Consider the following 23,488-nt stretch of genomic DNA (forward strand, 5'->3'; position numbering starts at 1 on the left):
TTTGTTTTTGATGGCCGAATGGTTTGTTTTCGTATAGATTCTGAGAATCAGGTATACTAATAGTACGAAGATAGATACAAGCAGTTTTCAATGATTGCTTAAGGAGTGAAGAAAAGTATGAACCTGCTGTTTGCGATTGACGATACGTTTGTAGAACAATTAAAAACAACCCTCTATTCAATTTGGTTGCACACATCGGCAAGCCGATTGGATGCATTTGTTTTACAAGAGAAGGAACTTGCTCAGACAGAGAAATTGAATCAATTTTGTCATGGACTGGGAATTGTCTACCATCCAGTCATTATCGGTACAGGATCTATTTTTAAACAAGCCCCTGTCAGTGATCGTTATCCAGAGTCGATCTATTACCGGTTATTGGCCCAAAATTATTTGCCGAAAGATCTAGATAAGGTCTTATATTTAGACGCAGACATATTGTGTATCAACGATTTGCAGCCGCTATATGAATTACCGCTTGAAGATCATCTTTATGCGGCAGCAAACCATTCAAAATTAACAGAGGTTACGACAGTCATCAATAAAGTGCGTCTCAAAAATTATGAGTCTGAAGGATATTTCAATTCGGGCGTTTTGCTGATGAATCTGACTCAGTTACGTCAAGAAGTAAAAGAAAAAGAGATTGCGGCATTTATTCAGAAGAATCAATTGAATTTATTTTTACCGGATCAAGATATTCTAAATGGGCTGTATGGGGATCGGATCTTGGGAATTCCAGACCAACTATATAATTATGATGTAAGAAAAAACCGTACATATGAAACGATCAGCCTAGGACACTGGGACTTAGACTGGGTCATCGATCATACTGTATTGCTGCATTTTTGTGGTAAAGACAAGCCTTGGAAGAAAGGGTACAAGAGCCGTTATGGTTCGCTTTATAAATATGTTGCCCAACAACAAAGCAAGTATAGCAGGTCGTTATCAGACAACTAGAGCTGAAATCGACCAACGATCTCTTTGAGACGAGCATTACTTTTTTGAAATGAAGGTAGGAATGATACCATAATATTAGAAACTAAGGCAAAAGCAGCAAACCGTTGCTAGATTCATTTAACCGAGTAGCGGAAGAAAAGTGGAGAACGAAAGGGAGCGATAGAAATGAAATTTTTGCTTTGGCTTGTTTGTGTGGTAGGAATCGAGATTACTGGGATTATTTCCAGCTTGTTCGCGGGTGATATTGCTGCGACGTATGCCCAAATGGACAAACCGTTTTTGGCACCTCCAGGAGGGATTATTGGTATCGTTTGGACGATTTTATATGCCTTTATGGGAACAGCTTTGTTTTTACTCATCATTGCGAAAGTAAATCCAGCATTTAAGAAACAAGCCTATATCTTCTTTGGTATCCAGCAAGTGTTGAACTTTTTGTGGAGTATTGTCTTTTTTGGCTGGAATCTTTATTGGGTAGGAACAGTGGTTATCGTCTTATTGGTTTTGACAGTCATCGTCTGTATGTTTTTATTTGCCCGAATCGATAAAAGATCCACCTATCTTTTTGTACCTTATCTGATTTGGTGTCTCTATGCGGGGTATTTAACTATCGGATTAACACTATTAAATAGTTGATAGTAACAAAAAACAAGCGCAGATTTCTGCGCTTGTTTTTTGTTATAAATATTCTTCTGTCAACTCCATGAAGGTATCGATATCTTGTAAGACCCGATCGATTCCGGCTTGCCAGAAATCAGGTTTTGTCAGATCAACGCCTAAATGTTTTTGGGCCAATTCTTCCGTCGGCATAGAAGCTGTGTCTTGTAACAAAGCAATATATTCTTCTTCAAAACTCGTCCCTTTTTGGTTGGCATAAGCATAGATTCCCATGCTGAAAAGATAGCCAAATGTGTAAGGAAAGTTATAGAAAGGAACATCATCAATAAAGAAATGTAGTTTTGCCGCCCAGAAATGTGGGTGATAGCTAGCTAATCCATCGGCGTAACTTTCTTTTTGTGCAGCCACCATCATTTCTGTGATTTGTTCAGCAGAAACCAGCCCTTTTTGCCGTGCTTGGTAAAAACTGTTTTCAAAAATAAAGCGGGCATGGATATTCATGAACATGGCAATGGCATTTTGCATTTTGGCATCTAACAAATTGATTTTTTCTTCTTTTGTTTTTGCTTCTTTCAATGTTGCATCATCAACGATTAGTTCGGCAAAGGTACTTGCAGTTTCAGCCACATTCATCGCATAATCCTGATTAAGCTGCGGCAAGTCCCAAAGAACACTACTATGGAAAGCATGACCTAACTCATGCGCCAAAGTGGCTACCTCATTGACGGAATTACTATAAGTCATGAAAATACGTGATTCTCTTGTTTCAGGCAGACTTGTACAATAACCGCCAGGACGTTTGCCAGGACGATCTTCTGCTTCGATCCAACTTTTTTCAAAGGCTTCTTGCGCAAAATCAGCCATTTTGGGACTGAATTTTTTAAAGTTTTCTAAAATGAAAGCAGCTGCTTCATCGAATGTATAGGTACGTTCCTTCATTTCACCTAAAATGATCGGAGCATCTTGATCCTGCCACTCCATTTTTTCTTTTCCGAATAATTGGGCTTTTCGTGTCAAAAAGTCCACGATCGGTTGTTTGTTCTTCTGGATCGTTCCCCACATTGCGTCTAATGTCGCTTTTTGCAGGCGATTATACTCGAGAGGCTCCTTCAGATAGTCATCTACACCGTGCAGTTTGTAATTGGAGAGACGGAATCCATCCAGATGATTCAATGTATCGGCAAATAAATCTTCTTTTTCTCCCCAAGCTTTTTCCCACTCCGCAAATAGTTGAGCACGAACTTCAGGATCTGGGTCACCCATCATTTTGTTGAAAGCTTGACCAGCTGAAAGAGTAATCGTTGTTCCATCCGACCGGGTAAATGGAATCGCAATCGAAGCAACAATCGTATCATAATGCTGACTCCAAGCATTTAGTCCGTCTAAAGAAAGTGTGTTAATAATCGTTTCTTCTGCTTCCGACAAAAGCTCCTTGCCGTCGCGACGAATTTCGCTCAAACGAAAGGCGATAGTCGCAAAGGGTTCTTCTTTCAATAGTGTCTCCCAGTCTTCATCAGAAATTTCTGTCAATTTTTTCGAAAAAACTGTTTCGGCTGCTTGTAGCATTGGTAATTTGGCATAGAGATCGCCCGAAAGTAATTTTGCCTGATTGTCATTAACGTTGGCAGATAGCAATGCATTGATAAAGCTGCTGCACTGAGAAAATCCTTTACTGATTGTTTCGGACAATGATAATAATTCAGCTAATTCCTCTGGTTGAGAGGCATTGTCGGGTTGCCACGCATCTACTTTTGTGCGATAAGTTTTGATTTGTGCATCTAGTTGGGACATTCGTTCTTGCAGTTGGGTAGACGTGCTGCCGCCTGAAAAAATCGAATCAAGGTCCCAGTTGAGAGAATAAGTCATCTTGGGTGTTGCTCCTTTCGTTTATCAGATGGTAATAAGTATAGCACACCCTTCGAAAAGTAGTTGCAGAGAATACTGAAAATGGTAAGATTAGAAAATGAGGGGCTGAGATGATGAAAAAAATGTGGAAAGAACCAAATTTTTATTTCACGATTGCGGTAGCTGTGATGGTTATTTTATTTATTAGTTCGTCACAAACTTATGAACAACAATCACAAGTCGGTTTGCTTTCTCGCCTGTTAAAAGAAGAGCCATTGAAAGAATGGTTGAGCAAATTCGCTTTCTCTTATGCAGGATCTGAAATCAGTATTGCCGAAAAAGGTTATTTTTCTTTTGTGGAATTTTTTATTCGTAAAGGGGCTCATTTCTTTACTTACTTTGTATTAGGAGGTAGCTTATTTCTATCATTGAGCTATCGAAAAATTCCCTATTGGCTGTCAGCTTTCTTTGGCTGGTTGGCAGCAACAGGGTATGCAGGGATGGATGAGTACCATCAAATGTTGACCGGTGGCCGTACACCTTTGTTCCAAGATGTCATGCTCGATTCAGCTGGAGCACTGACAGCTGTCTTACTTAGTTGGGGGATTCTTAGTTGGCAAAAGCGAGGCAAGAAAAGAAAATGAGATTATTTTTTAACAGCAACCATAACTAAAATGCAATCAATCAGCTAGAAATAGTAAAGTAAAGATAGAGGCGGAAAAGATGCAAGCAGATCACAGCAGTAAAATAAATGATCCGAATAGACGACAACCGGATATCGTGGTGCATGAAAGTCTACCAGTAGGAGTTGCCTTAGCAATGGCAGGGGGATTCTTAGACGCATATACTTATCTCTTTCATGGAGAAGTGTTTGCCAGTATGCAATCAGGAAATGTCATTTTGTTAGGAATCAATTTGGCATCTGGAGAGTTTGGACAGGCTGCCAGATATTTACCGCCAATTTTGCTGTTTTTGATAGGGATCATAGTGACTAATGGCTTGCAGCATCGTTTCCCAACAGGTGGTAGAATTGTTTGGCAAAATGTAGCCCTCTTCTTTGAAGCACTCGGTATTTTTCTTTTAGGATTTTTTGCTCAGACATTGCCAAATGTCTTTGTGGATTCTGGACTTTCTTTTTTTGCAGCCATCCAATATGCTTCTTATCGCAGATTAGCTGGAATGCCCTATGCAACGACGATGACGACCGGAAATTTGCGTTCAATGGCGGATTATCTTTATCAGCGTTTCTTCAAAAAAGATGCTACTGTAGATTATAAGATCAAGTATATCGCGATGATCATCGGAGGATTTTTCTTCGGGGCAGTCAGCAGCAGTTTATTAGGTATGTTTCTTTTTCACCGAACGATTTGGGTCGTATCGGGCATATTACTTTTTGTACTGACGATTACGATCAGAAACCAGAATCGGGTATAAAAAAGGACGGAGAAATAATTCTCCGTCCTTTTTGGATTATATAGATTAAATAACGATAACAGGCGTTCCTACTTCTACCATACCAAATAATTCTTTCATCACACCTGGCGGAGTATTGACACATCCGTGAGACCCGCGGGTCTTCCATAAATCACCACCATATTCTGGTTGCCAATCTGAATCATGAATCCCAACGCCGGTCCAATCAATAGGCATCCAGTAGTCAACAGGAGAAGAATAATCTTCGCCGGTCAATGTAGCATTCCGCTCTTTGTTCCAAACGTAAAATACACCTGTAGGAGTGGGTGATTTAGGTTTTCCAGAAATGATGTCTGTTTCAAGAGCGACTGCACCGTCTTTGTAATACCACATATGTTGATTTTTTAAATCAACTTCGATATAAGTGTTTCCAAACAGTGGACCACTTGGATCTGCACTACCCAAGACCACTGGAGAACGAGTAAAGTCTTCTCCAGTCTTTAAGGCTTCGATCAATGCACTTGTTTCAGAATCAGTTTGGATCGTCCAACTTAGTGTCCCAGCTGGTACGGATACCTCGCCTTGTTTCGTGCTTTTGAACGTAGAAGCATTGGTGCTTGTGTTGTATTGGTTCCCTAAATCTGCTACATAATTCCGTACTTTTTCTTCATCAATCGTGGTTTTTCCATCTTTATAAGAGAGCCAATCCATGATTGTTGCGGTCGGAATCTGGAAAGTTGAGCCATTGATGGAATAATTAGCATTTACTTGAGCAATTTTATTCAATGATTCCATTTCTTTTGCTAGTTCTTTGTCATCAGAAGTAACGCTAGGTTTCTTTTGATACGCAGTCAAATCCAATTCACTTTCGCCGCTAGTAATTGCTTTTTGTAAATCCGTGACAGTTTGTTCGACGTCAATGGCATCACCAACAACTTCTGGCTCAATCGAGAAGCCATCATCTCCTTTTTTCAATGTGGCATCTTTAGAAGCGGTCCTACCTTCATTTAAGGTTTCTAAAGCCTCTTTGATTGTGGCTGTTTCACTTGTCAACTTTTGTTGATCAACAGAAACGGTACCTAGTTTTTTATCTTCTGCAGCAGATACATAGGCCATTCCCCATGTCCACTGGTTTTGTTCATCTTTCAAATCTTCCAATTCTTTTGTAAAATCCGTTTGCAAACCAAATTGAGCCAAATTGATGGTTTTCCAATCCGTATTGCCTTCTTTGATTGTAAAAGACTGTTTGCTGTAACGGTCATGCAACAAGTCATTGGCTTCAGCGACCGTTTTATTGCTGATGTCAATATCATCGATCGAGGTATTTGGCAAGAAACGGTCTTGATAATATGTACTTCGATAAGCGTATCCGCCCGCAATCACGACTAGAACGGCAGCGATAGCGATCAGAACGATCTTTTTCGTCTTACTCTGAGTATGTGTGTGTTTGTTGGATCGTGTCATTTAAAGGCTCCTTTTATGATGATTTAAAAATGATAGATCGGCTAAATCATACCATATTCTACAAGAAAAGCGAATTGATTAAGTGAAAGTTCCATGAAAAAATAGAGAATTCTTAAATTATAAAAAGAGTCTGCTCATAGGACAGCAACCAAGAAGTGATTCAACGAAAGCTGCTGTGTGATAAAAGCACAGCAGCTTTACGCAATATTCTTTGGATCAAAGTACACGAAGCATCTTGATTCAAAGGATCTCTTTCTTGTTCGGTCTTATGTTACAGACTCTTGTAAGTGGCTTATAGCAATCGTTTTATTGATTGTCTTCCGCATCTAGTTTCGCAAAAGCTTCATCTAGAATGTCTTTCAATTGTTTTGCAGAAGCAGTCATTCGATCTTGTTCTCCATCCGTCAATGGAATTTCGATTACTTTTTGGATTCCTTGGGCATTAATGATAGCAGGGGCACCGATATAAATATCTTTTAAGCCGTATTCGCCATTCATAAAGACAGAAAGCGGCAGTACTGCATTTTCATCATCCAAAATGGCACGAGTAATACGAGCCAAGGCAACAGCGATACCATAGAAAGTAGCACCTTTTTTCTCAATGATTGTGTAAGCTGCATCACGAACACTGAAGAACAAGTTAACCATTGCTTCTTCATCAATATCGGGGTTGTTTTTGACCCATTCATAAATTTGCAATCCGGCAACATTTGCATGAGACCAAACTGGGAATTCTGAATCGCCATGTTCCCCTAAAATATAAGCATGGACATTACGTGCATCAACATCGATCAACTCAGCTAATGCTTGACGGAAACGAGCAGAATCTAGTGAAGTTCCTGAACCGATTACGCGCTCTTTTGGAAAACCTGAGAATTTCCATGTTGAGTAGGTAAGAATATCTACTGGATTTGCAGCGACAAGGAAGATACCGTTAAATCCTGAATCAACGATTTGTGTAACTACTTCACGATTGATTTTTAAGTTTTTGTGGACTAGATCCAAGCGAGTTTCGCCAGGTTTTTGTGGCGCACCAGCTGTGATCACCACGACATCGGCGTCATGTGCATCTGCATAAGTGGCAGCATAGATTTTTTTGGGTGAGGTAAATGCTAACGCATGAGATAAGTCGATAGCATCTCCTTCTGTTTTTGCTGTATTTATATCAATGATCCCTACTTCTTGAGCAATATTTTGAGTGACTAACGCAAATGCATAACTGGAACCAACCGCACCGTCTCCAACAAGGATTATCTTTTGGTGATCTTTTTTATTTGTCTTAGCAGTCATTTGTGTATCATTCCTTCCGCATATTTGTTTTACTAGGTAACATCCTAACACTTTCAAGCGATTTTGTCATGTGATTTGCTCAACAATGTTACAGATAATTTTGCTGTTTCATTTGTAAATGCTTTCTTTGTTATCCTGTAGGAATTAGGATAAATCAGGGTTTCTAATGATTTTTTTAAGAAAGAGAAATTCTGAGCAAAGGAAAGACACGGTAACAGTCCGTTATGTGTTATAATCGTAGTGAACGTTTTTACTGGGCAGAATTGTCGTGCCCAGTATTTTGTGGTGGTAATTTTTTTGAAAAAATGGAGCGGATCAAAAAATGAAAATGATTATAGGTCTGGGAAATCCAGGCAAAAAATACGAAAAAACAAAACACAATGTTGGGTTTATGGTAGTCGATGCGTTAGCGGAGAAATACCAAGCTACTTTTAAATCATCAGCTTTTGAAGCAGAAATTGCTGAATTTTTTATGAACGGTGAAAAAATCATGTTGGTCAAACCTCAGACTTTCATGAATGAATCGGGCCGGGCAGTAGGGCCTTTAATGACTTATTATGGAGTTTATCCTGAAGAGATCGTGGTTATCTATGATGATCTTGATTTAGCGTTAGGCAAAATTCGTTTGCGGCAAAAAGGCAGTGCGGGGGGGCATAACGGGATGAAAAGCTTGATTTCCCATCTTGGTACATCTGTATTTGATCGCATCAAAGTAGGGATCGATCGACCACAGCCAGGCCGGACAGTGGTCGATCACGTTCTAAGTCCTTTTGCTAAAGAAGACCAGCCGATGATTCTGCAAAGCTTGGATAAAGCAGCAGCAGCAAGTATCGATTACTTGACCACCGGTGATTTTCTTGCCACAATGAATCGATTTAATTAAGGAGGACCTGTATGGATCTGATTGAACTAATAAATAAGGTGCCGCAAGTCGCTGCCTGGCACCAACAATTAACGGATCACGCATCTCGACAGCTATTGACTGGCTTAGCAGGTTCCGCAAAAACATTAGCTTTTGCCGGAGCTTATCAGAAATTTGATCGGCAAGTCATTGTTGTTACACCAAATCTTTATTATACCAATCAAGTTGCCGAAGATTTGCGGAATATTATTGACGACGTGTATGTCTTTCCGGTGGATGAAGTGTTGTCGGCCGAAATGGCGTTTGCTTCACCAGAAGCTCGAGCGGAGCGAGTGACAGCATTGAATGCTGTCGCTACCGGGAAAAAAGGAATTTACGTCATGCCGATCGCTGCATTGCGGAAATATCTGCCTGCTAAAGATACTTGGCTGAACTACCAATTTTCTTGGCATGTGGGGGATGAGATCAATTTAGATCAGTTGCCGCAGCAATTGGTATTGATGGGGTATGAGCGGCAATCAATGATTGGCAAACCTGGTGAATTTAGTATTCGTGGAAGCATTTTGGATATTTATCCTTTGAAAGCTGAATATCCGGTGCGGATCGAGCTTTTCGATGTGGAGATCGACTCGATGCGCTCTTTTGACGTGGAAACACAGCGTTCAGTAGAAACGTTGTCAGAAGTAACGATTGTTCCCACAACAGAATTAGTGTTTTCGCCAGCTGATTTAGCTCATGGACAAAAAGTTCTGCAAGAGTTGCTGAAGAAACGGCTCGCTGTAGTGAAAGAGACCACAGATAAAAACTTTTTAGAAGATTATTTTGGTCAATTAGCATCGGCTTGGCAAAGTGGCATACCTGACGAGAATGCTCGTTATTATGCGGATCTTTTGTATCAGCAACCGACGAGCATTTTGGATTATTTTTCAAAAGATGCACTGCTGATGATCGATGATTATGCTCGTATTATGGAGACAAACCGCGAGATTGAACGAGAAGAAGCTGAGTGGCATACACAAAAAATTGCAGAACTTCGCGTTTTTTCTGAGCAATCTTTCGGGCAAGATGTCCAGCAGCTGATTCAAAAAGAACAATTTTCTACAAGTTTCTTCTCGCTTTTTCAAAAGGGGATGGGAAATCTTCGTTTTCAAGCGATCCACAATTTTCAATATCGACCAATGCAACAATTTTTCAGCCAAATGGGTTTGCTGAAAGTTGAAGTAGATCGCTGGGAGAAACAACAACAAACGGTTGTCTTTTTAGTAAGTGATTCAGAACGAGCAAAAAAATTGGAACAAGATTTTCGTGATCACTCCATTTACGCAGTACAAACCACAGCAGATCGACTTTTTACAGGTCGAACGCAAATCGTTGTAGAAACACTGCAAAGCGGGTTTGAAATGCCCCAAGATAAGTTGGTCATTGTCACAGAAAAGGAAATCTTCCAAAAAATCAACAAGAAACGTACGCGGCGTCAAAATGTGACCAATGCGGAGCGATTGAAGAGTTACAATGAATTAAAAGCCGGCGACTATGTCGTCCATGCGAATCACGGGATTGGTAAATACATTGGTATGGAAACGCTGGAAGTAGATGGTGTACACCAAGACTATATGACCATCCTCTACCAAAATGATGATAAGCTGTTTATTCCAGTTACCCAGTTGAATCTGATTCAAAAATATGTTGCCTCTGAATCTAAAACGCCAAAGATCAATAAATTAGGCGGCAGTGAGTGGGCGAAAACGAAACGAAAAGTTTCAGCAAAAATCGAGGACATTGCAGATGATCTCATTCTTTTATACGCAAAACGCGAATCGGAGAAAGGTTACGCGTTTCAGCCTGATGATGGCTATCAAAAAGAATTTGAAGATGCCTTTCCTTACTCTGAGACAGATGATCAATTACGCAGCACTGCGGAGATCAAACGTGATATGGAAAAAGAAAAACCAATGGATCGCTTATTAGTCGGAGACGTTGGCTTTGGGAAGACAGAAGTGGCATTGCGGGCGGCTTTCAAGGCCATCAAAGAGAGTAAGCAAGTAGCCTTTCTGGTGCCGACAACGATTTTAGCACAACAGCATTATGAAACAATGCTGGATCGCTTTGAAGGGTTTCCAGTCAATGTCGGTTTGTTAAGCCGTTTTCGAACGAAGAAACAGCAAACGGAAACGATCGAGCAAGTGAAAAAGGGCCAAATTGATATTTTAGTTGGCACGCATCGCCTGCTGTCTAAAGATGTAGAGTTTGCAGATCTGGGATTATTGGTGATCGATGAGGAACAGCGTTTTGGCGTCAAACACAAAGAGCGCTTGAAACAATTACGCTCGCAAGTCGATGTTCTTACATTGACGGCTACCCCGATTCCCCGGACACTGCATATGTCCATGTTGGGGGTGCGGGATCTTTCTGTGATTGAAACGCCACCGGAAAATCGCTATCCTATTCAAACTTATGTGATGGAAATGAATCCAGGTGCAGTTCGAGAAGCTATTTTGCGGGAGATGGCACGGGGAGGACAAGTTTTTTATCTCTATAATCGAGTAGATACGATTGAACGTAAAGTCGAAGAGCTCCAAGCGTTAGTTCCAGATGCGCGTATTGGGTATGCCCATGGGCAGATGACAGAAATCCAGCTAGAAAACACATTGTTTGATTTTATCGAAGGACAATACGATGTGTTGGTGACAACCACGATCATCGAAACTGGGGTCGACATTCCGAACGCCAATACATTATTTGTAGAAAATGCGGATTACATGGGCTTGTCTACTCTTTATCAATTGCGAGGTCGTGTCGGTCGAAGCAATCGTGTTGCGTATGCTTATTTTATGTACGAACAGCAAAAAATTTTGAACGAAGTCAGTGAAAAGCGGCTCCAGGCAATCAAAGACTTTACGGAATTAGGTTCCGGATTTAAAATCGCGATGCGTGATCTTTCGATTCGAGGTGCAGGAAATCTCTTGGGGGCGCAACAGCACGGATTTATTGATGCTGTTGGGTTTGATATGTACTCTCAAATGCTGTCAGAATCCGTAGCGCGTAAACAAGGGAAAAATACACAAGCGGAGAAAACAACGGTTGAGATCGATCTTGGCATCGATGCTTATCTGCCAACTTCTTATATAGAAGATGAACGGCAAAAAATTGAAATTTATAAACGCATCCGTGAATTGGATTCTCAAGAAGCGGTGGATGAGCTGCAGGATGATCTGCTTGATCGCTTTGGAGAATATCCGGTCGAAGTGGCTCACCTATTAACTGTCGGAGAAATCAAAATGAATGGGGATCGGGCATTGTTAGATACGATCCGTAAACAGCAGCAAACAGTGATCCTAACGTTAAGTAAAGTTGGCACCAAAAACTATTCTGTCGAACAGCTGTTTGAAGCGTTGAAAGCGACCAAGCTTAAAGCGACGATGGGTGTCGATCACGAGCAGATGACGATCAAACTTCAGATTCCTGCTGTGATGAAAGAAAGCACTTGGCTGTTAGAGATTCAAGATTTTGTCAAAGCGCTACGGGAACAAAAATACGTGTTACAAGAAAATTAGTTATAAAGGGGCGGAGAAGATGCCAAAGTCACAATTAAAACGGACGATGGAAGGAGCATTTATTTTAACGATTGCTTCTTTCATTGCCAAAGTGTTAAGTGCGGTTTACCGCGTCCCTTTCCAAAACTTAGTTGGTGACGAAGGGTTTTACGTCTATCAGCAAGTCTATCCAATCTATGGATTAGCTATGACATTGGCTTTATCTGGGTTGCCGCAATTTATTTCGCGCGTGATCGCCGAACAACCTGATCCTCAGAAGCAGCGTGCCCAGATCCAAGTCATCTATCCGTATGTTTTTTGGACAGCGATTGGACTATGGGCAACGACGTTTTTCTTTGCCGATGTTATCGCTCGGGTCATGGGAGACGCAGGACTGGCATCTTTGATCCGCGTGGTATCCTTTACATTCCTCTTTGTACCACCCCTGACTTTTTATCGTGGGAGTTTCCAAGGAAATTTACAGATGGTACCGACGGCAGTTTCCCAAGTAGTAGAACAGCTCCTTCGAGTCGGAGTGATTTTAGTAGCGGCCAGTTTTTTTCATCTCTTCTCATGGGATGTTTATCAGACTGGGACTTTGGCAATGTCCGGCGCATTGATTGGCGGACTTGCGGCGTGGGGGATTTTAAGCTATTATAGTCGGAAAATCACCGGTCGGTCGTTAGCGATCCCCACAAAAACTATGCCTACCGCACATGCTCCTTCCTTGCGTCGCCGTTTTTTGATTGAAGGGGGACTGTTGACCATTTACAGCGGTTTTTTGATTTTGTTTCAGTTGGCAGATTCCTTTTTGATGACGAACTCACTTGAAGCCAGCGGTTTGACGGAACAAAGTGCCCGCATTGCAAAAGGGATCTATGACCGAGGACAGCCATTGGTTCAGTTAGGTCTCGTGGTAGCGATGGCTCTAAGTTCGACTTTCTTGCCAACATTGACGAAATATCTGACAGTCAAAAATCAGCACTTGTTTGAAAAATCAGCTAAGATGTACTTGCGGTTGACTTTAGGGATTGCCAGTGCTTCTGCAGTTGGCTTGGCTATCCTGCTTCCTTATATCAACTTCGCTCTTTTTAAAGATGGTGCCGGCAACAGTGCGTTGGTCTTATTTGTTTTTGCGGTCGCTTTGATGGCTGCAATCCAAGCGTATCAAAGCATCCAACAAAGCCGGAACCAATTCCGTGTAGGGATTTATGCAGCAGGATGCGGCCTTTTGCTTAAAGGTTTGCTGACGTGGCCCTTGACCTATCTTTTAGGAACAACTGGTGCGAGTTTGAGTACCCTTTTAGGTTTGATCGGTACTTTAATCTATTTTGTGTTTTCTGAGAAAAAAGCATTGAACAGCTTTTGGATAGAGCAAGGGTATGGCAAAAAACTCCTGCTTTGTTTAGGGATCATGGCTTGCGCACTGTTTTTATATTATGGTGTGATCACTCTGTTGAGTGGAGGTCCAGTGACGAAAAGACTGCAAGCGCTGATTTTTTGCCTTGGAGGGGTCTTTTTTGGCGGGACAGTTTTCATTATAATGGCTCTCAAAGTTAAATTATTAACGATTCGAGAATGGCTGCTCGTTCCGTTTGGAAAAAAATTGTTGAAATTAAGAGGTGGAAAAAATGAGATTAGATAAATTTTTAAAAATATCCCGGATTATCAAACGTAGATCTGTTGCAAAAGAAGTAGCAGATAAAGGGCGTATCCAAATCAATGGAAAATTGGCAAAATCCAGCAGTGATATCAAAGTCGGCGATACGGTGCGTATTCAGTTTGGAAATAAAGTATTAGAAATAAAAGTACAAGAATTACACGAATCAACTAAAAAAGAAGATGCAGCTAAAATGTACGAGATCCTCAAAGAAGAACGTATCTCAGAAAATGCTTGATTTTTGTCCCATTTTCAGTTAGACAACTTTTGTGGATGTTGGTATAATGGAAAAAACAATCACAGTGACAGGAGCGAGGTCAGCATGGATAAAGAGCCAAACAAACAAATAGAACTATTGCAGACCGAGTATGCCAAAGAGCAATTTGCCAAGTTCGAAAAAGAACGACGACAAGTGGTCTTTCGTCGACGTCGACTTGTAGCTGTTTTTGTTGCAGCGCTAGTGATTTTTGCAATCGTAGGTATTCAAATGTTCAATGATCAAATGCGTCTGCAAAAATTACAAGAGTATAAAGCAGAAACAGTAGCAAAACAAGAAGCAGCGGACAAAAAAGTGACACAACTTAAGCGAGATGTAGCACTGTTGCAAGATGACGAATACGTTGCAAAATTAGCTCGCAGTAGATTCTTTTATTCAAAGAAAAATGAAAAGATCTACCCTGTCTTGCCGGATGCTTCTGATTCAAAAACAGAAACAAGCGGTGATGAGGCAAATGCTAGTGATACAAAGACAAGTGATTCGGAATAAACAAGGTCATACCTACTCATCGCAGTAGTTGAAATGATTAAATGGGTAAAAATTAGGAGGAACATTTTTTATATGTCAATCGAAGTTGGAGCGAAACTAAAGGGCAAAGTGTCTGGTATTACAAATTTTGGTGCGTTCATTGATCTTGGTGAGGGGAAAACTGGTTTGGTACATATCAGCGAAGTATCAAATGGGTTTGTGAAAGACATTCATGACGTGTTGTCTATTGGCGATGAAGTAACCGTTGTTGTGACGGCAATCGGCAATGATGGAAAAATCGGGCTATCGATCCGTAAAGCAGAAGCAAAGCCGGAAGAAAAACGTGATTTTCCTAAAAAAGAATTCAATCGGTCAAGTCCGAAGAAATCTTTTTCACGCAATCAACCGACGAACGTAAATAAACAAGACTTCGATTCATTGATGAGTTCTTTTCTAAAAGATAGTGATGATCGTTTATCTTCATTACGACGTAATACGGAAGGTAAACGCGGCGGCCGTGGCGGTCGACGTAACTAAACAGGATGAGCAAGTTGTCAAAAGAATTTGTGACGTAACGATAAGTATTTCAAAAAATATCCGAACTATATCCGATTACTCCTACCATGTAGTAGGCTTTCGCCGTGGAGCACGGCGTTTTGGAATCGGCATAGTTCGGATATTTCTCTTTCTTAGCAATAGACAGTCATTTTTAGTTTGAAGTTAAGTATAGAAGCAAGAGACACGGAGGGATAGAATGCTTAAGCAAAAAGTCTATCATGCAATCAAAGCCGATGGATGGGTAGAGGATGCTACTTGTTTGCTTGCTGTTTCGACAGGCGTGGATTCAATGGTTTTACTCCATGTGATCGAAGAGTTGTTTCAGCAAGGAACATTTGGCGTGGCTCATGTCAATCATAATCTGCGGGAAGCTTCAGACGACGAAGCAGCGTTCCTGAAGGACTATTGTCAAACGCGCGGGATTCCATATTATGAACGAGTTTGGCAAGATCCGCCCCAAAATGGCATCGAAGCGGCCGCTAGAGAGTTCCGCTATCATTTTTTTGCAGAAACGATGACTCTTCAGAGTTATGATTGGTTATTAACCGCTCATCATGCAGATGACCAGATGGAAACGATGCTGATGAAGATGGTGCGAGAGGGACGCTTGCAAAACGCTTCGGGAATCAAGCGCAAGCAACCTTTTGGTAACGGTTATTTGATCCGTCCCTTCCTAACGATCGCCAAAGAGGAGATTAGAGACTATGCAAGAAGGAGAGGGATCGCTTATTTCGAAGATGAAACGAATCAGCAAACGCTGTTTCAAAGAAATCGCCTGCGTCATCAAGCGGTCCCTCTGCTGAAAGCAGAGAACCCGAGAGCTCTTGATCATTTTCAGCAGCTTTCTCAAGAGATGATCTATGCTGACCAATTGATCAAAAAGCAGCAAGCAGATTGGCTCGCCACGATACTTCATGAGGAAGCTGAAGGCTATTTTTTAAACTTGGATGAATTGGCTGCGTTTACCGCAGCAGAACGCTATTACTTTTTTGAAGGTTTGCTACAGAAAGTTTCCCATGATAAAGGAATCTCGTACAATACTAAACAACGAGAGCAGTTGCTGTATCTACTAGAACATAATCCCAGTCAGTGGATAATCGATTTAAATCAAGATTGGCAGATTGTTCGAGTTTATGATCAGTTGAAAGTCACTGCTGTTAAAAAAGGCTCTCACCTCCAAACGCAGGTAGATGAGACGCATTTTGTTCTAAAAAAAGGTGAAAGTTTCTTTTTGTCGGACCATGAATGGATCGGCTACATTCCAAGTGACGCCCAAGTTCCAGAAAAAGTCATGGATTGGTCAGAGATTTCACAAATTTTACCGATACAATATCCTGCGACAGTTTTTTTGCGGAAGCGAAAACCAGGGGATCGGTTACAGCTGAAACCAGGTCTTACGAAAAAAATCAGGCGTTTCTTTATCGATGAGAAGATTTCGAATGAAAAGCGTGCTGCTAGTTGGGTCCTGACAGACGCTCAAGAGAATGTATTGGCACTTTTGCCTTATCTATTTTCCTATTTGAGTATTGAGCAAGAAACTGATAAAATACACTACATACTTCTTTATAAATATCGGAAGTAAGAGTTGGAAGGAGAACTTTATGTTAGACAAAGATATTGAAAAAATTTTGATTACTCGAGAAGAGATCCAAAATCGTTGTTCTGAACTAGGTAAAGAACTGACGGAAATCTACAAAGATAAAAATCCATTGGTCGTTGGCGTATTAAAAGGAGCTGTTCCTTTTATGGCAGACATCGTCCGAGAAATGGACTGTCATTTGGAATTGGACTTTATGGATGTTTCTAGTTATGGAAACGCGACAATTTCTTCTGGCGAAGTGAAGATTTTGAAAGATTTGGATACAAATGTCGAAGGCCGAGATATGCTGATCGTAGAAGATATTATTGATAGCGGTCGCACATTAGCCTATCTAGTAGACCTATTTAAATATCGCAAAGCAAAGTCGGTTAAAATCGTGACATTGCTAGACAAACCAGAAGGACGTGTGGTGAAAATCGATGCCGACTATATTGGCTTTGATGTACCGAACGAATTTGTGGTCGGCTATGGATTGGATTACGCGGAACAATACCGTAACCTCCCTTATGTGGGTGTCTTAAAACCAAGCGTTTATCAATCAAATTAGTGACTGATCTAAATCAGTTGTGATACAATTAAATGGTCAGGATTGATAAAACAAAATAGCCAAGGAGGTACGCATGAATAAGAAAAATAACGGTATGATCAAAAATACCTTATATTATGTACTTGTCTTGTTAGCAATGGTCATGGTCGTCTATTTCATTTTTGGAAATGGCAATCAGCAAACGCCAACAATCGAGTACTCAACATTTACGGAGCAGCTGAAAGACGGAAAGGTCAAACAGTTTACCGTTCAGCCTGCTAACGGTGTTTACCGGATCGTCGGTGAATACAATGCCGAACAAACCGTCAGCAATGACAATGGGCTTTCCGTACTAGGAAGCACGCAAGCAAGTACGACACGTTTTACAACGATCATTTTGCCGAATGACTCGACATTGAGCGAGGTTACGACATTAGCAAAGGATCAAGGGGTTAAAACAACGATCGAAGAAGAATCGAACAGTGGTGTTTGGTTATCGTTGCTGATTAGTTTCTTGCCAATCGTAATCATCATTTTCTTCTTCTATATGATGATGAGCCAGCAAGGCGGCGGTGGCGGCGGTGGCGGCCGTGTCATGAACTTTGGAAAATCCAAAGCGAAAGAGGCCGACAAAAAAGCCAATCGCGTTCGTTTCTCTGATGTAGCGGGTGCTGAAGAAGAGAAACAAGAATTAGTCGAAGTGGTCGAATTTTTGAAAGATCCACGACGCTTTGTCGAATTAGGTGCGAGAATCCCAGCTGGTGTGCTGCTAGAAGGACCTCCAGGGACAGGGAAAACATTGCTAGCAAAAGCGGTTGCCGGAGAAGCTGGCGTTCCGTTTTACTCTATCTCAGGCTCAGACTTTGTGGAAATGTTTGTCGGGGTCGGAGCGAGCCGTGTCCGGGATCTATTTGAAACAGCCAAGAAAAACGCACCGGCCATCATCTTTATCGATGAAATCGATGCGGTTGGGCGCCAACGTGGTGCCGGCATGGGTGGTGGACATGATGAACGTGAGCAAACGTTGAATCAGTTATTAGTTGAAATGGATGGATTTGATGGCAATGAAGGAGTTATTGTTATTGCAGCAACCAACCGTTCCGACGTGTTAGACCCAGCCTTGTTACGTCCAGGTCGTTTTGACCGACAAATTCTTGTTGGCCGTCCGGATGTTAAAGGCCGTGAAGCTATTTTACGAGTTCACGCACGGAACAAACCGTTGTCGGATGATGTGGATTTGAAAGTCGTAGCACAACAAACACCTGGTTTTGCCGGTGCTGATTTAGAGAATGTCTTAAATGAAGCTGCGCTAGTCGCTGCTCGTCGCAATAAAAAGAAAATCGATGCCTCTGATATTGATGAAGCAGAAGATCGGGTAATCGCAGGACCTGCGAAGAAAGATCGTGTCATCAATAAAAAAGAACGCGAAATGGTTGCTTACCATGAAGCGGGTCATACGATCGTCGGTTTAGTCTTAAGCCGTGCGCGGGTCGTTCACAAAGTAACGATCATCCCTCGGGGCCGTGCTGGCGGTTACATGATCGCATTACCTAAAGAAGATCAATTCTTAATGACGAAAGAAGATATGTTTGAACAAATCGTCGGATTGCTTGGTGGACGGACAGCAGAAGAAATCATTTTCGGCGTTCAATCAACCGGAGCATCCAATGACTTTGAACAAGCAACAGCTTTAGCTAGAAGTATGGTCACAGAATATGGTATGAGCGACAAACTAGGTCCAGTTCAGTATGAAGGCAATCATCAGGTCTTCGTCGGTCGTGATTATGGTCAAACCAAAGCTTACTCAGAACAAGTTGCTTTCGAGATCGATCAGGAAGTACGCCGTATCTTGATGGAGGCACATCAAAAAGCACATGAGATCATCGAAGAACATCGTGCGCAACATAAATTGATTGCCGAAAAACTGCTTGAATATGAAACATTGGATGCAAAAGCAATCAAGTCATTGTTTGAAGAAGGCAAAATGCCTGCTGGAACTGAGAATTCAGAATATCCAAGCGAAAAAGCTCAAACTTTTGAAGAAGCAAAACGCGCTTTAGAAGAGAAAGATGCTGAAAAGCAAGCTGCTGAGAAAAAAGATTTTGATCAGCAAGTAGACGAACTTCGTCACAATAATGAAAACCACGAAGCTTCATCCCAAGATAAAACAGAGGACGGTCAAGAGTAGTCGTTCAATTATCAATAGGTGATTAGCTATCGTAAAGTCTAGGGACTGTGTCATAAGTCAAAACAAGAGAACAGATTCGAATGAGGTTCGGACCAGTTGCTTGTTTTACGGCTTGTGCCGCAGTCCTTTCTTGTTAACAAATCGAGAAATAAACCGACAGAAAACATTGGCTTTTCTCTAAAATGGTGGCATTCAGTTGAAAAAAAAACAAGTTCCTAGTATGATTCACTAATGAACGAAATAAAGGAGCATAAACAATGGAAGATTACTTAGTAAAAGCATTAGCTTATGATGGTTTTGTTCGTGCCTATGCAGTGTCTGCAACAAAAACTGTTAGTGAAGCACAACAACGTCATGATACTTGGAATACAGCATCAGCAGCGCTAGGCCGCGCTATGGTTGGAAGCCTGCTTTTGGGCAGCACGTTAAAGGGTGATGACAAATTAACGGTCAAAATCCAAGGGAACGGACCCGCTGGAGCAATCATTATTGATAGCAATGGTCGTGGAGATGTCAAAGGGTACATAAAAAATCCGCATGTCAGCTTGCCGCTAAACGGACAAGGAAAGTTGGATGTGCGAGGAGCAGTAGGAGATCAAGGAATCTTTACTGTAATCAAAGATTTAGGGTTGAAAGAACCGTTTTCTGGACAAACACCTATTGTCTCTGGAGAATTGGGAGAAGACTTCACTTATTACTTAGCAGTTTCTGAACAAATCCCTTCGGCCGTTGGATTGAGTGTGTTAGTTGATACCGATGATTCTATTCGAACAGCCGGTGGTTTCTTACTGCAGATCATGCCGGGAGCAGATGAAACGGTTATTGATTCAATCGAGAACCGCCTGCAAGAATTACCACGAGTGTCATCATTGCTGGATGAAGGGAAATCGCCTGAAGAAATTTTGACGGTATTGTTGAATGACACCAAAGTCGAAGTGTTAGAAAAAATGCCTGTTCAATTTCGATGTGATTGTAGCAAAGAAAAATTTGCGACAGCGATCATTACATTAGGCGCGGATGAAATACAAGAAATGATGGATGAAGATCATGGTGCAGAAGCTGTTTGTTCATTCTGCGGTAATAAATACCATTTCGATGAACAAGAACTTGCTAGATTAAAGAAAGAAGCTGAGGCATAGAAGATGGCGATACACAGCTGGAAAATCGGTAATGTCGAAATCCCTAATCGAGTTGTCGTTGCGCCTATGGCAGGAATAACCAATGCGGCGTTTCGCGTAACGGTCAAAGAATTTGGCGCAGGCTTAGTCGTTTGTGAAATGATCAGTGATCGGGGAATCCAACTACGAAACAAAAAAACATTAGAAATGCTTTATATAGATGAAACAGAACATCCTTTAAGCTTGCAAATTTTTGGTGGGAATAAAGAGTCTTTGGTCGAAGCGGCTCAATTTGTCTCAGAAAATACAGCAGCAGATATCATTGACATCAATATGGGTTGTCCGGTAAATAAAATTATTAAAGCGGAGGCTGGTGCAAAGTGGCTATTGGATCCAGACAAAGTCTACGAAATGGTGCATGCAGTAGCTACGGCAATTGATAAACCGGTCACAGTCAAAATGCGGATCGGTTGGGATGATGAACATATTTTCGCTGTCCAAAATGCGCAAGCTGCTGAAGCGGCAGGTGCAGCGGCGATTGGGATGCATGGCCGCACGAGGGTCCAAATGTATGAAGGAGCGGCTAATTGGTCGGTATTAAGAGAGGTGAAGCAAGCAATTTCGATCCCTTTTATGGGGAACGGAGATGTTCGGACACCAGAAGATGCCAAACGAATGCTGGAAGAAGTCGGCGCAGATGCTGTCATGATCGGACGAGCAGCATTGGGGAATCCGTGGATGATCCATCGTACAAAACATTATCTTGAAACGGGAGAGCTGATCGCCGAACCTACTCCACGGGAGAAGATCGCTACAGCCAAACTTCATTTGGAAAGGCTTGCTGATTTAAAAGGTGAATTTGTTGCTTCCCGAGAGTTTCGGCAGCATGCTGCCTACTATTTAAAAGGCATTTCACGGGCAGCTAAAGTCAAAGCGGCAATCAACCAGACAGAGAATAAGCAAGCGATTATTGATCTGTTAGATGCATTTGTAGAAAAGACAGAAAAACAACCTGTCGGAAATACTCCTGAGTAAAGTAAAATCAAGTCGATCTTGAACTTCGGCTTGATTTTTTGTGGCATCATTGGCATTATAAGAAGGAAACCCAAGTTAAGAATGGAGGAAAACTCGTGACAGAGGAACGACAAAAACAAGAAGAATTAAATGATCAAATGTTGGTTCGCCGTGAAAAGATGGAAAAATTACGGGAAGAAGGCATTGATCCCTTTGGCAAGCGCTTTGAACGTACGCATAATTCTGCCGAGTTGCATGAGTTATTTGATCAACGAACAAAAGAAGAGTTAACAGAGATGAATCTTTCTGCAAGTGTTGCTGGACGAATGGTGACGAAACGTGGTAAAGGGAAAGCTGGCTTTGCACATTTGCAAGATCGTGATGGTCAGATTCAAATTTATGTCCGCAAAGATCAAGTAGGTGACGAACCGTATGAAGGATTTAAGCATGCTGACTTAGGTGATTTCTTTGGTGTCTCAGGGGAGATCATGAAAACTGATACGGGGGAAGTAACGATCAAAGCAAAAGAAATCGTTATTTTGTCTAAAGCGTTACGCCCACTCCCGGACAAATACCATGGACTTACCAACATCGAGCAACGTTACCGTCAACGTTATCTGGATTTGATCAGTAATAAAGATAGCTTTGACCGATTCATGAAACGCAGCCAGATCATCAGTGAGATTCGTCGCTATTTGGATGGTCATGGCTACATTGAAGTGGAAACGCCTGTTTTGCATAATCAAGCGGGTGGGGCAGCAGCTCGTCCATTTATCACTCATCACAATGCGTTAGATATTGATCTATACTTGCGAATCGCGCTTGAGTTGCACTTGAAACGATTGATCGTAGGTGGTATGGAGAAAGTCTACGAAATCGGCCGGGTCTTCCGTAATGAGGGGATTGATACTACCCATAATCCAGAATTTACTATGTTAGAAGCTTATACAGCCTATACAGATTTCAAAGATGTTATGGATCTAACTGAGGGAATTATCCGCAATGCAGCAGAGAAAGTTTTAGATTCTGCTGTGATTACTTATGATGGACAAGAAGTCGACTTGGCGAGTGATTTTGCCCGCGTGCATATGGTCGATGCTATCAAACAACAAACGGGTGTCGATTTTTGGAAAGAGATGACAATCGAAGAAGCACATGCTTTAGCAAAAGAACACCAAGTGGAAGTCACTCCAACGATGACAGTAGGACATGTTATCAATGAATTCTTTGAAACGTTTGTTGAAGAAACCTTACAGCAACCGACCTTTGTTTATGGACATCCGGTAGAAGTCTCACCTCTAGCGAAGAAGAATCCAAAGGACCCTCGATTTACAGATCGTTTTGAACTATTTATCGTAGGCCGGGAGTTTGCTAATGCTTTTACCGAATTAAATGATCCAATTGATCAAAGACAACGGTTTGAAGCACAAGAAAAAGAACGACAAGAAGGAAACGATGAAGCTCATGGAGTCGATGAAGACTTCCTTGAAGCGCTAGAATACGGCATGCCGCCAACCGGTGGTTTAGGGATCGGGATCGATCGTCTAGTCATGCTGTTGACAGATGCACAATCGATTCGCGATGTGCTGTTATTCCCAACAATGCGTTGATAATTCATAAAGAGAGACACACGGGTGCTTACTTGTGTGTTTCTTTTTTTACCAGTAGTTCCCTCCAAAATGACTAACAAGAAAAAAACAAGGGAGAAACTCACTGCTAAATGGAACGAAAACGAATTAAAAACGAACGATGAATTCATTGGATTGTAAGAATGAACGCCTTTGAGAAATTACGAAAATAAGAGAGAAAGTTATTGACCTGACAGCATTTAGTTGGTATATTATTACATGTGCCAAATGACAAAAATCATTTCTAAAAGAAAATGAAAAAAGTTATTGACGCCAGAACCAACAGATGATATTATAACGAATTCACAAATTTAAGAAATCAATTTGATGCTGATGCAGCAACAAAAAAGATTGAAAAAAGTTGTTGACAAATAACAATTAATTTGTTATTCTAATGAAGTCGCTGATGACGCACAGGAAGTTGTTGAATAAACACTTTCGAAAAAAAACTTTTAAAAAAAGAGTTGACATTCAC

19 protein-coding genes are annotated in these 23,488 nt (G+C 41.4%); 16 read left to right on the plus strand and 3 right to left on the minus strand.

Annotated features, from left to right (window positions below; all coding sequences use genetic code 11):
* Positions 1–117 precede the first annotated feature (117 nt).
* Positions 118–954 carry a glycosyltransferase family 8 protein gene (locus AB5Z52_RS05110; RefSeq protein ID WP_003129116.1) on the plus strand — a complete coding sequence of 279 codons (837 nt, stop codon included), beginning with the start codon at positions 118–120 and terminating at the stop codon, positions 952–954.
* Positions 955–1,119: 165 nt separating this feature from the next.
* Positions 1,120–1,587, plus strand: coding sequence for a TspO/MBR family protein (locus AB5Z52_RS05115; RefSeq protein WP_003129117.1), 468 nt, complete (start codon positions 1,120–1,122; stop codon positions 1,585–1,587).
* Between the two features lie 42 nt (positions 1,588–1,629).
* Here the strand turns inward: AB5Z52_RS05115 and AB5Z52_RS05120 are convergent, their stop codons facing one another.
* Positions 1,630–3,435, minus strand: coding sequence for a M3 family oligoendopeptidase (locus AB5Z52_RS05120; RefSeq protein WP_288551494.1), 1,806 nt, complete (start codon positions 3,433–3,435; stop codon positions 1,630–1,632).
* Between the two features lie 113 nt (positions 3,436–3,548).
* Between AB5Z52_RS05120 and AB5Z52_RS05125 the strand changes: the two genes are divergently transcribed.
* Both AB5Z52_RS05125 and AB5Z52_RS05130 read left to right on the plus strand, forming a co-directional pair.
* The gene (locus AB5Z52_RS05125; protein ID WP_003129119.1) at positions 3,549–4,058 is read left to right on the plus strand and encodes a VanZ family protein; all 510 of its coding nucleotides are present in this window, start codon (positions 3,549–3,551) and stop codon (positions 4,056–4,058) included.
* 79 nt (positions 4,059–4,137) lie between these two features.
* Positions 4,138–4,848 (plus strand): YoaK family protein, encoded by a 711-nt coding sequence (locus AB5Z52_RS05130; protein ID WP_003129120.1) that lies wholly within the window; start codon positions 4,138–4,140, stop codon positions 4,846–4,848.
* 45 nt (positions 4,849–4,893) lie between these two features.
* Here AB5Z52_RS05130 and AB5Z52_RS05135 read toward each other — a convergent pair whose 3' ends face one another.
* Both AB5Z52_RS05135 and AB5Z52_RS05140 read right to left on the minus strand, forming a co-directional pair.
* On the minus strand, positions 4,894–6,291 hold the full coding sequence (locus AB5Z52_RS05135; RefSeq protein WP_003129121.1) for a L,D-transpeptidase family protein: 1,398 nt from the start codon (positions 6,289–6,291) through the stop codon (positions 4,894–4,896).
* 306 nt (positions 6,292–6,597) lie between these two features.
* Positions 6,598–7,581, minus strand: a complete 984-nt coding sequence (locus AB5Z52_RS05140) for an L-lactate dehydrogenase (protein ID WP_003129122.1) — start codon at positions 7,579–7,581, stop codon at positions 6,598–6,600.
* Between the two features lie 322 nt (positions 7,582–7,903).
* Here AB5Z52_RS05140 and pth point away from each other — a divergent pair, with 322 nt between their 5' ends.
* The 12 genes from pth to lysS all read left to right on the plus strand — a co-directional run bounded on the left by pth (position 7,904) and on the right by lysS (position 22,995).
* Positions 7,904–8,464, plus strand: coding sequence for an aminoacyl-tRNA hydrolase (gene pth / locus AB5Z52_RS05145; RefSeq protein ID WP_003129124.1), 561 nt, complete (start codon positions 7,904–7,906; stop codon positions 8,462–8,464).
* Positions 8,465–8,475: 11 nt separating this feature from the next.
* Complete coding sequence (mfd, locus tag AB5Z52_RS05150; protein WP_003129125.1) at positions 8,476–11,997, plus strand: transcription-repair coupling factor; 3,522 nt, start codon at positions 8,476–8,478, stop codon at positions 11,995–11,997.
* Positions 11,998–12,016: 19 nt separating this feature from the next.
* The gene (locus AB5Z52_RS05155) at positions 12,017–13,621 is read left to right on the plus strand and encodes a polysaccharide biosynthesis protein (protein ID WP_003129127.1); all 1,605 of its coding nucleotides are present in this window, start codon (positions 12,017–12,019) and stop codon (positions 13,619–13,621) included.
* Positions 13,608–13,874, plus strand: coding sequence for an RNA-binding S4 domain-containing protein (locus AB5Z52_RS05160; RefSeq protein ID WP_005472932.1), 267 nt, complete (start codon positions 13,608–13,610; stop codon positions 13,872–13,874). The genes AB5Z52_RS05155 and AB5Z52_RS05160 overlap by 14 nt, the downstream gene beginning before the upstream one ends.
* 84 nt (positions 13,875–13,958) lie before the next feature.
* Positions 13,959–14,402, plus strand: coding sequence for a septum formation initiator family protein (locus AB5Z52_RS05165; protein WP_003129129.1), 444 nt, complete (start codon positions 13,959–13,961; stop codon positions 14,400–14,402).
* 72 nt (positions 14,403–14,474) lie between these two features.
* On the plus strand, positions 14,475–14,918 hold the full coding sequence (locus tag AB5Z52_RS05170) for a S1 domain-containing RNA-binding protein (RefSeq protein ID WP_005472931.1): 444 nt from the start codon (positions 14,475–14,477) through the stop codon (positions 14,916–14,918).
* A 217-nt stretch (positions 14,919–15,135) separates the two neighbouring features.
* Positions 15,136–16,521 carry a tRNA lysidine(34) synthetase TilS gene (tilS, locus tag AB5Z52_RS05175; protein ID WP_003129131.1) on the plus strand — a complete coding sequence of 462 codons (1,386 nt, stop codon included), beginning with the start codon at positions 15,136–15,138 and terminating at the stop codon, positions 16,519–16,521.
* 19 nt (positions 16,522–16,540) lie between these two features.
* A complete protein-coding gene (hpt, locus tag AB5Z52_RS05180; protein ID WP_003129132.1) occupies positions 16,541–17,086 on the plus strand; it encodes a hypoxanthine phosphoribosyltransferase in 546 nt (181 codons plus the stop codon).
* Positions 17,087–17,159: 73 nt separating this feature from the next.
* Positions 17,160–19,253 (plus strand): ATP-dependent zinc metalloprotease FtsH, encoded by a 2,094-nt coding sequence (ftsH, locus tag AB5Z52_RS05185; RefSeq protein ID WP_003129133.1) that lies wholly within the window; start codon positions 17,160–17,162, stop codon positions 19,251–19,253.
* 257 nt (positions 19,254–19,510) lie between these two features.
* Positions 19,511–20,392 (plus strand): Hsp33 family molecular chaperone HslO, encoded by an 882-nt coding sequence (gene hslO, locus AB5Z52_RS05190; protein ID WP_003129134.1) that lies wholly within the window; start codon positions 19,511–19,513, stop codon positions 20,390–20,392.
* A gap of 3 nt (positions 20,393–20,395) precedes the next feature.
* On the plus strand, positions 20,396–21,406 hold the full coding sequence (gene dusB, locus AB5Z52_RS05195) for a tRNA dihydrouridine synthase DusB (protein WP_003129136.1): 1,011 nt from the start codon (positions 20,396–20,398) through the stop codon (positions 21,404–21,406).
* Positions 21,407–21,501: 95 nt separating this feature from the next.
* Positions 21,502–22,995 (plus strand): lysine--tRNA ligase, encoded by a 1,494-nt coding sequence (gene lysS, locus AB5Z52_RS05200; protein ID WP_003129138.1) that lies wholly within the window; start codon positions 21,502–21,504, stop codon positions 22,993–22,995.
* Positions 22,996–23,488: the final 493 nt, after the last annotated feature.

The organism is Enterococcus sp. RTP21361st1_A6_RTP21361_211029, assembly GCF_040910045.1.
Classification (GTDB): domain Bacteria; phylum Bacillota; class Bacilli; order Lactobacillales; family Enterococcaceae; genus Enterococcus_D; species Enterococcus_D gallinarum.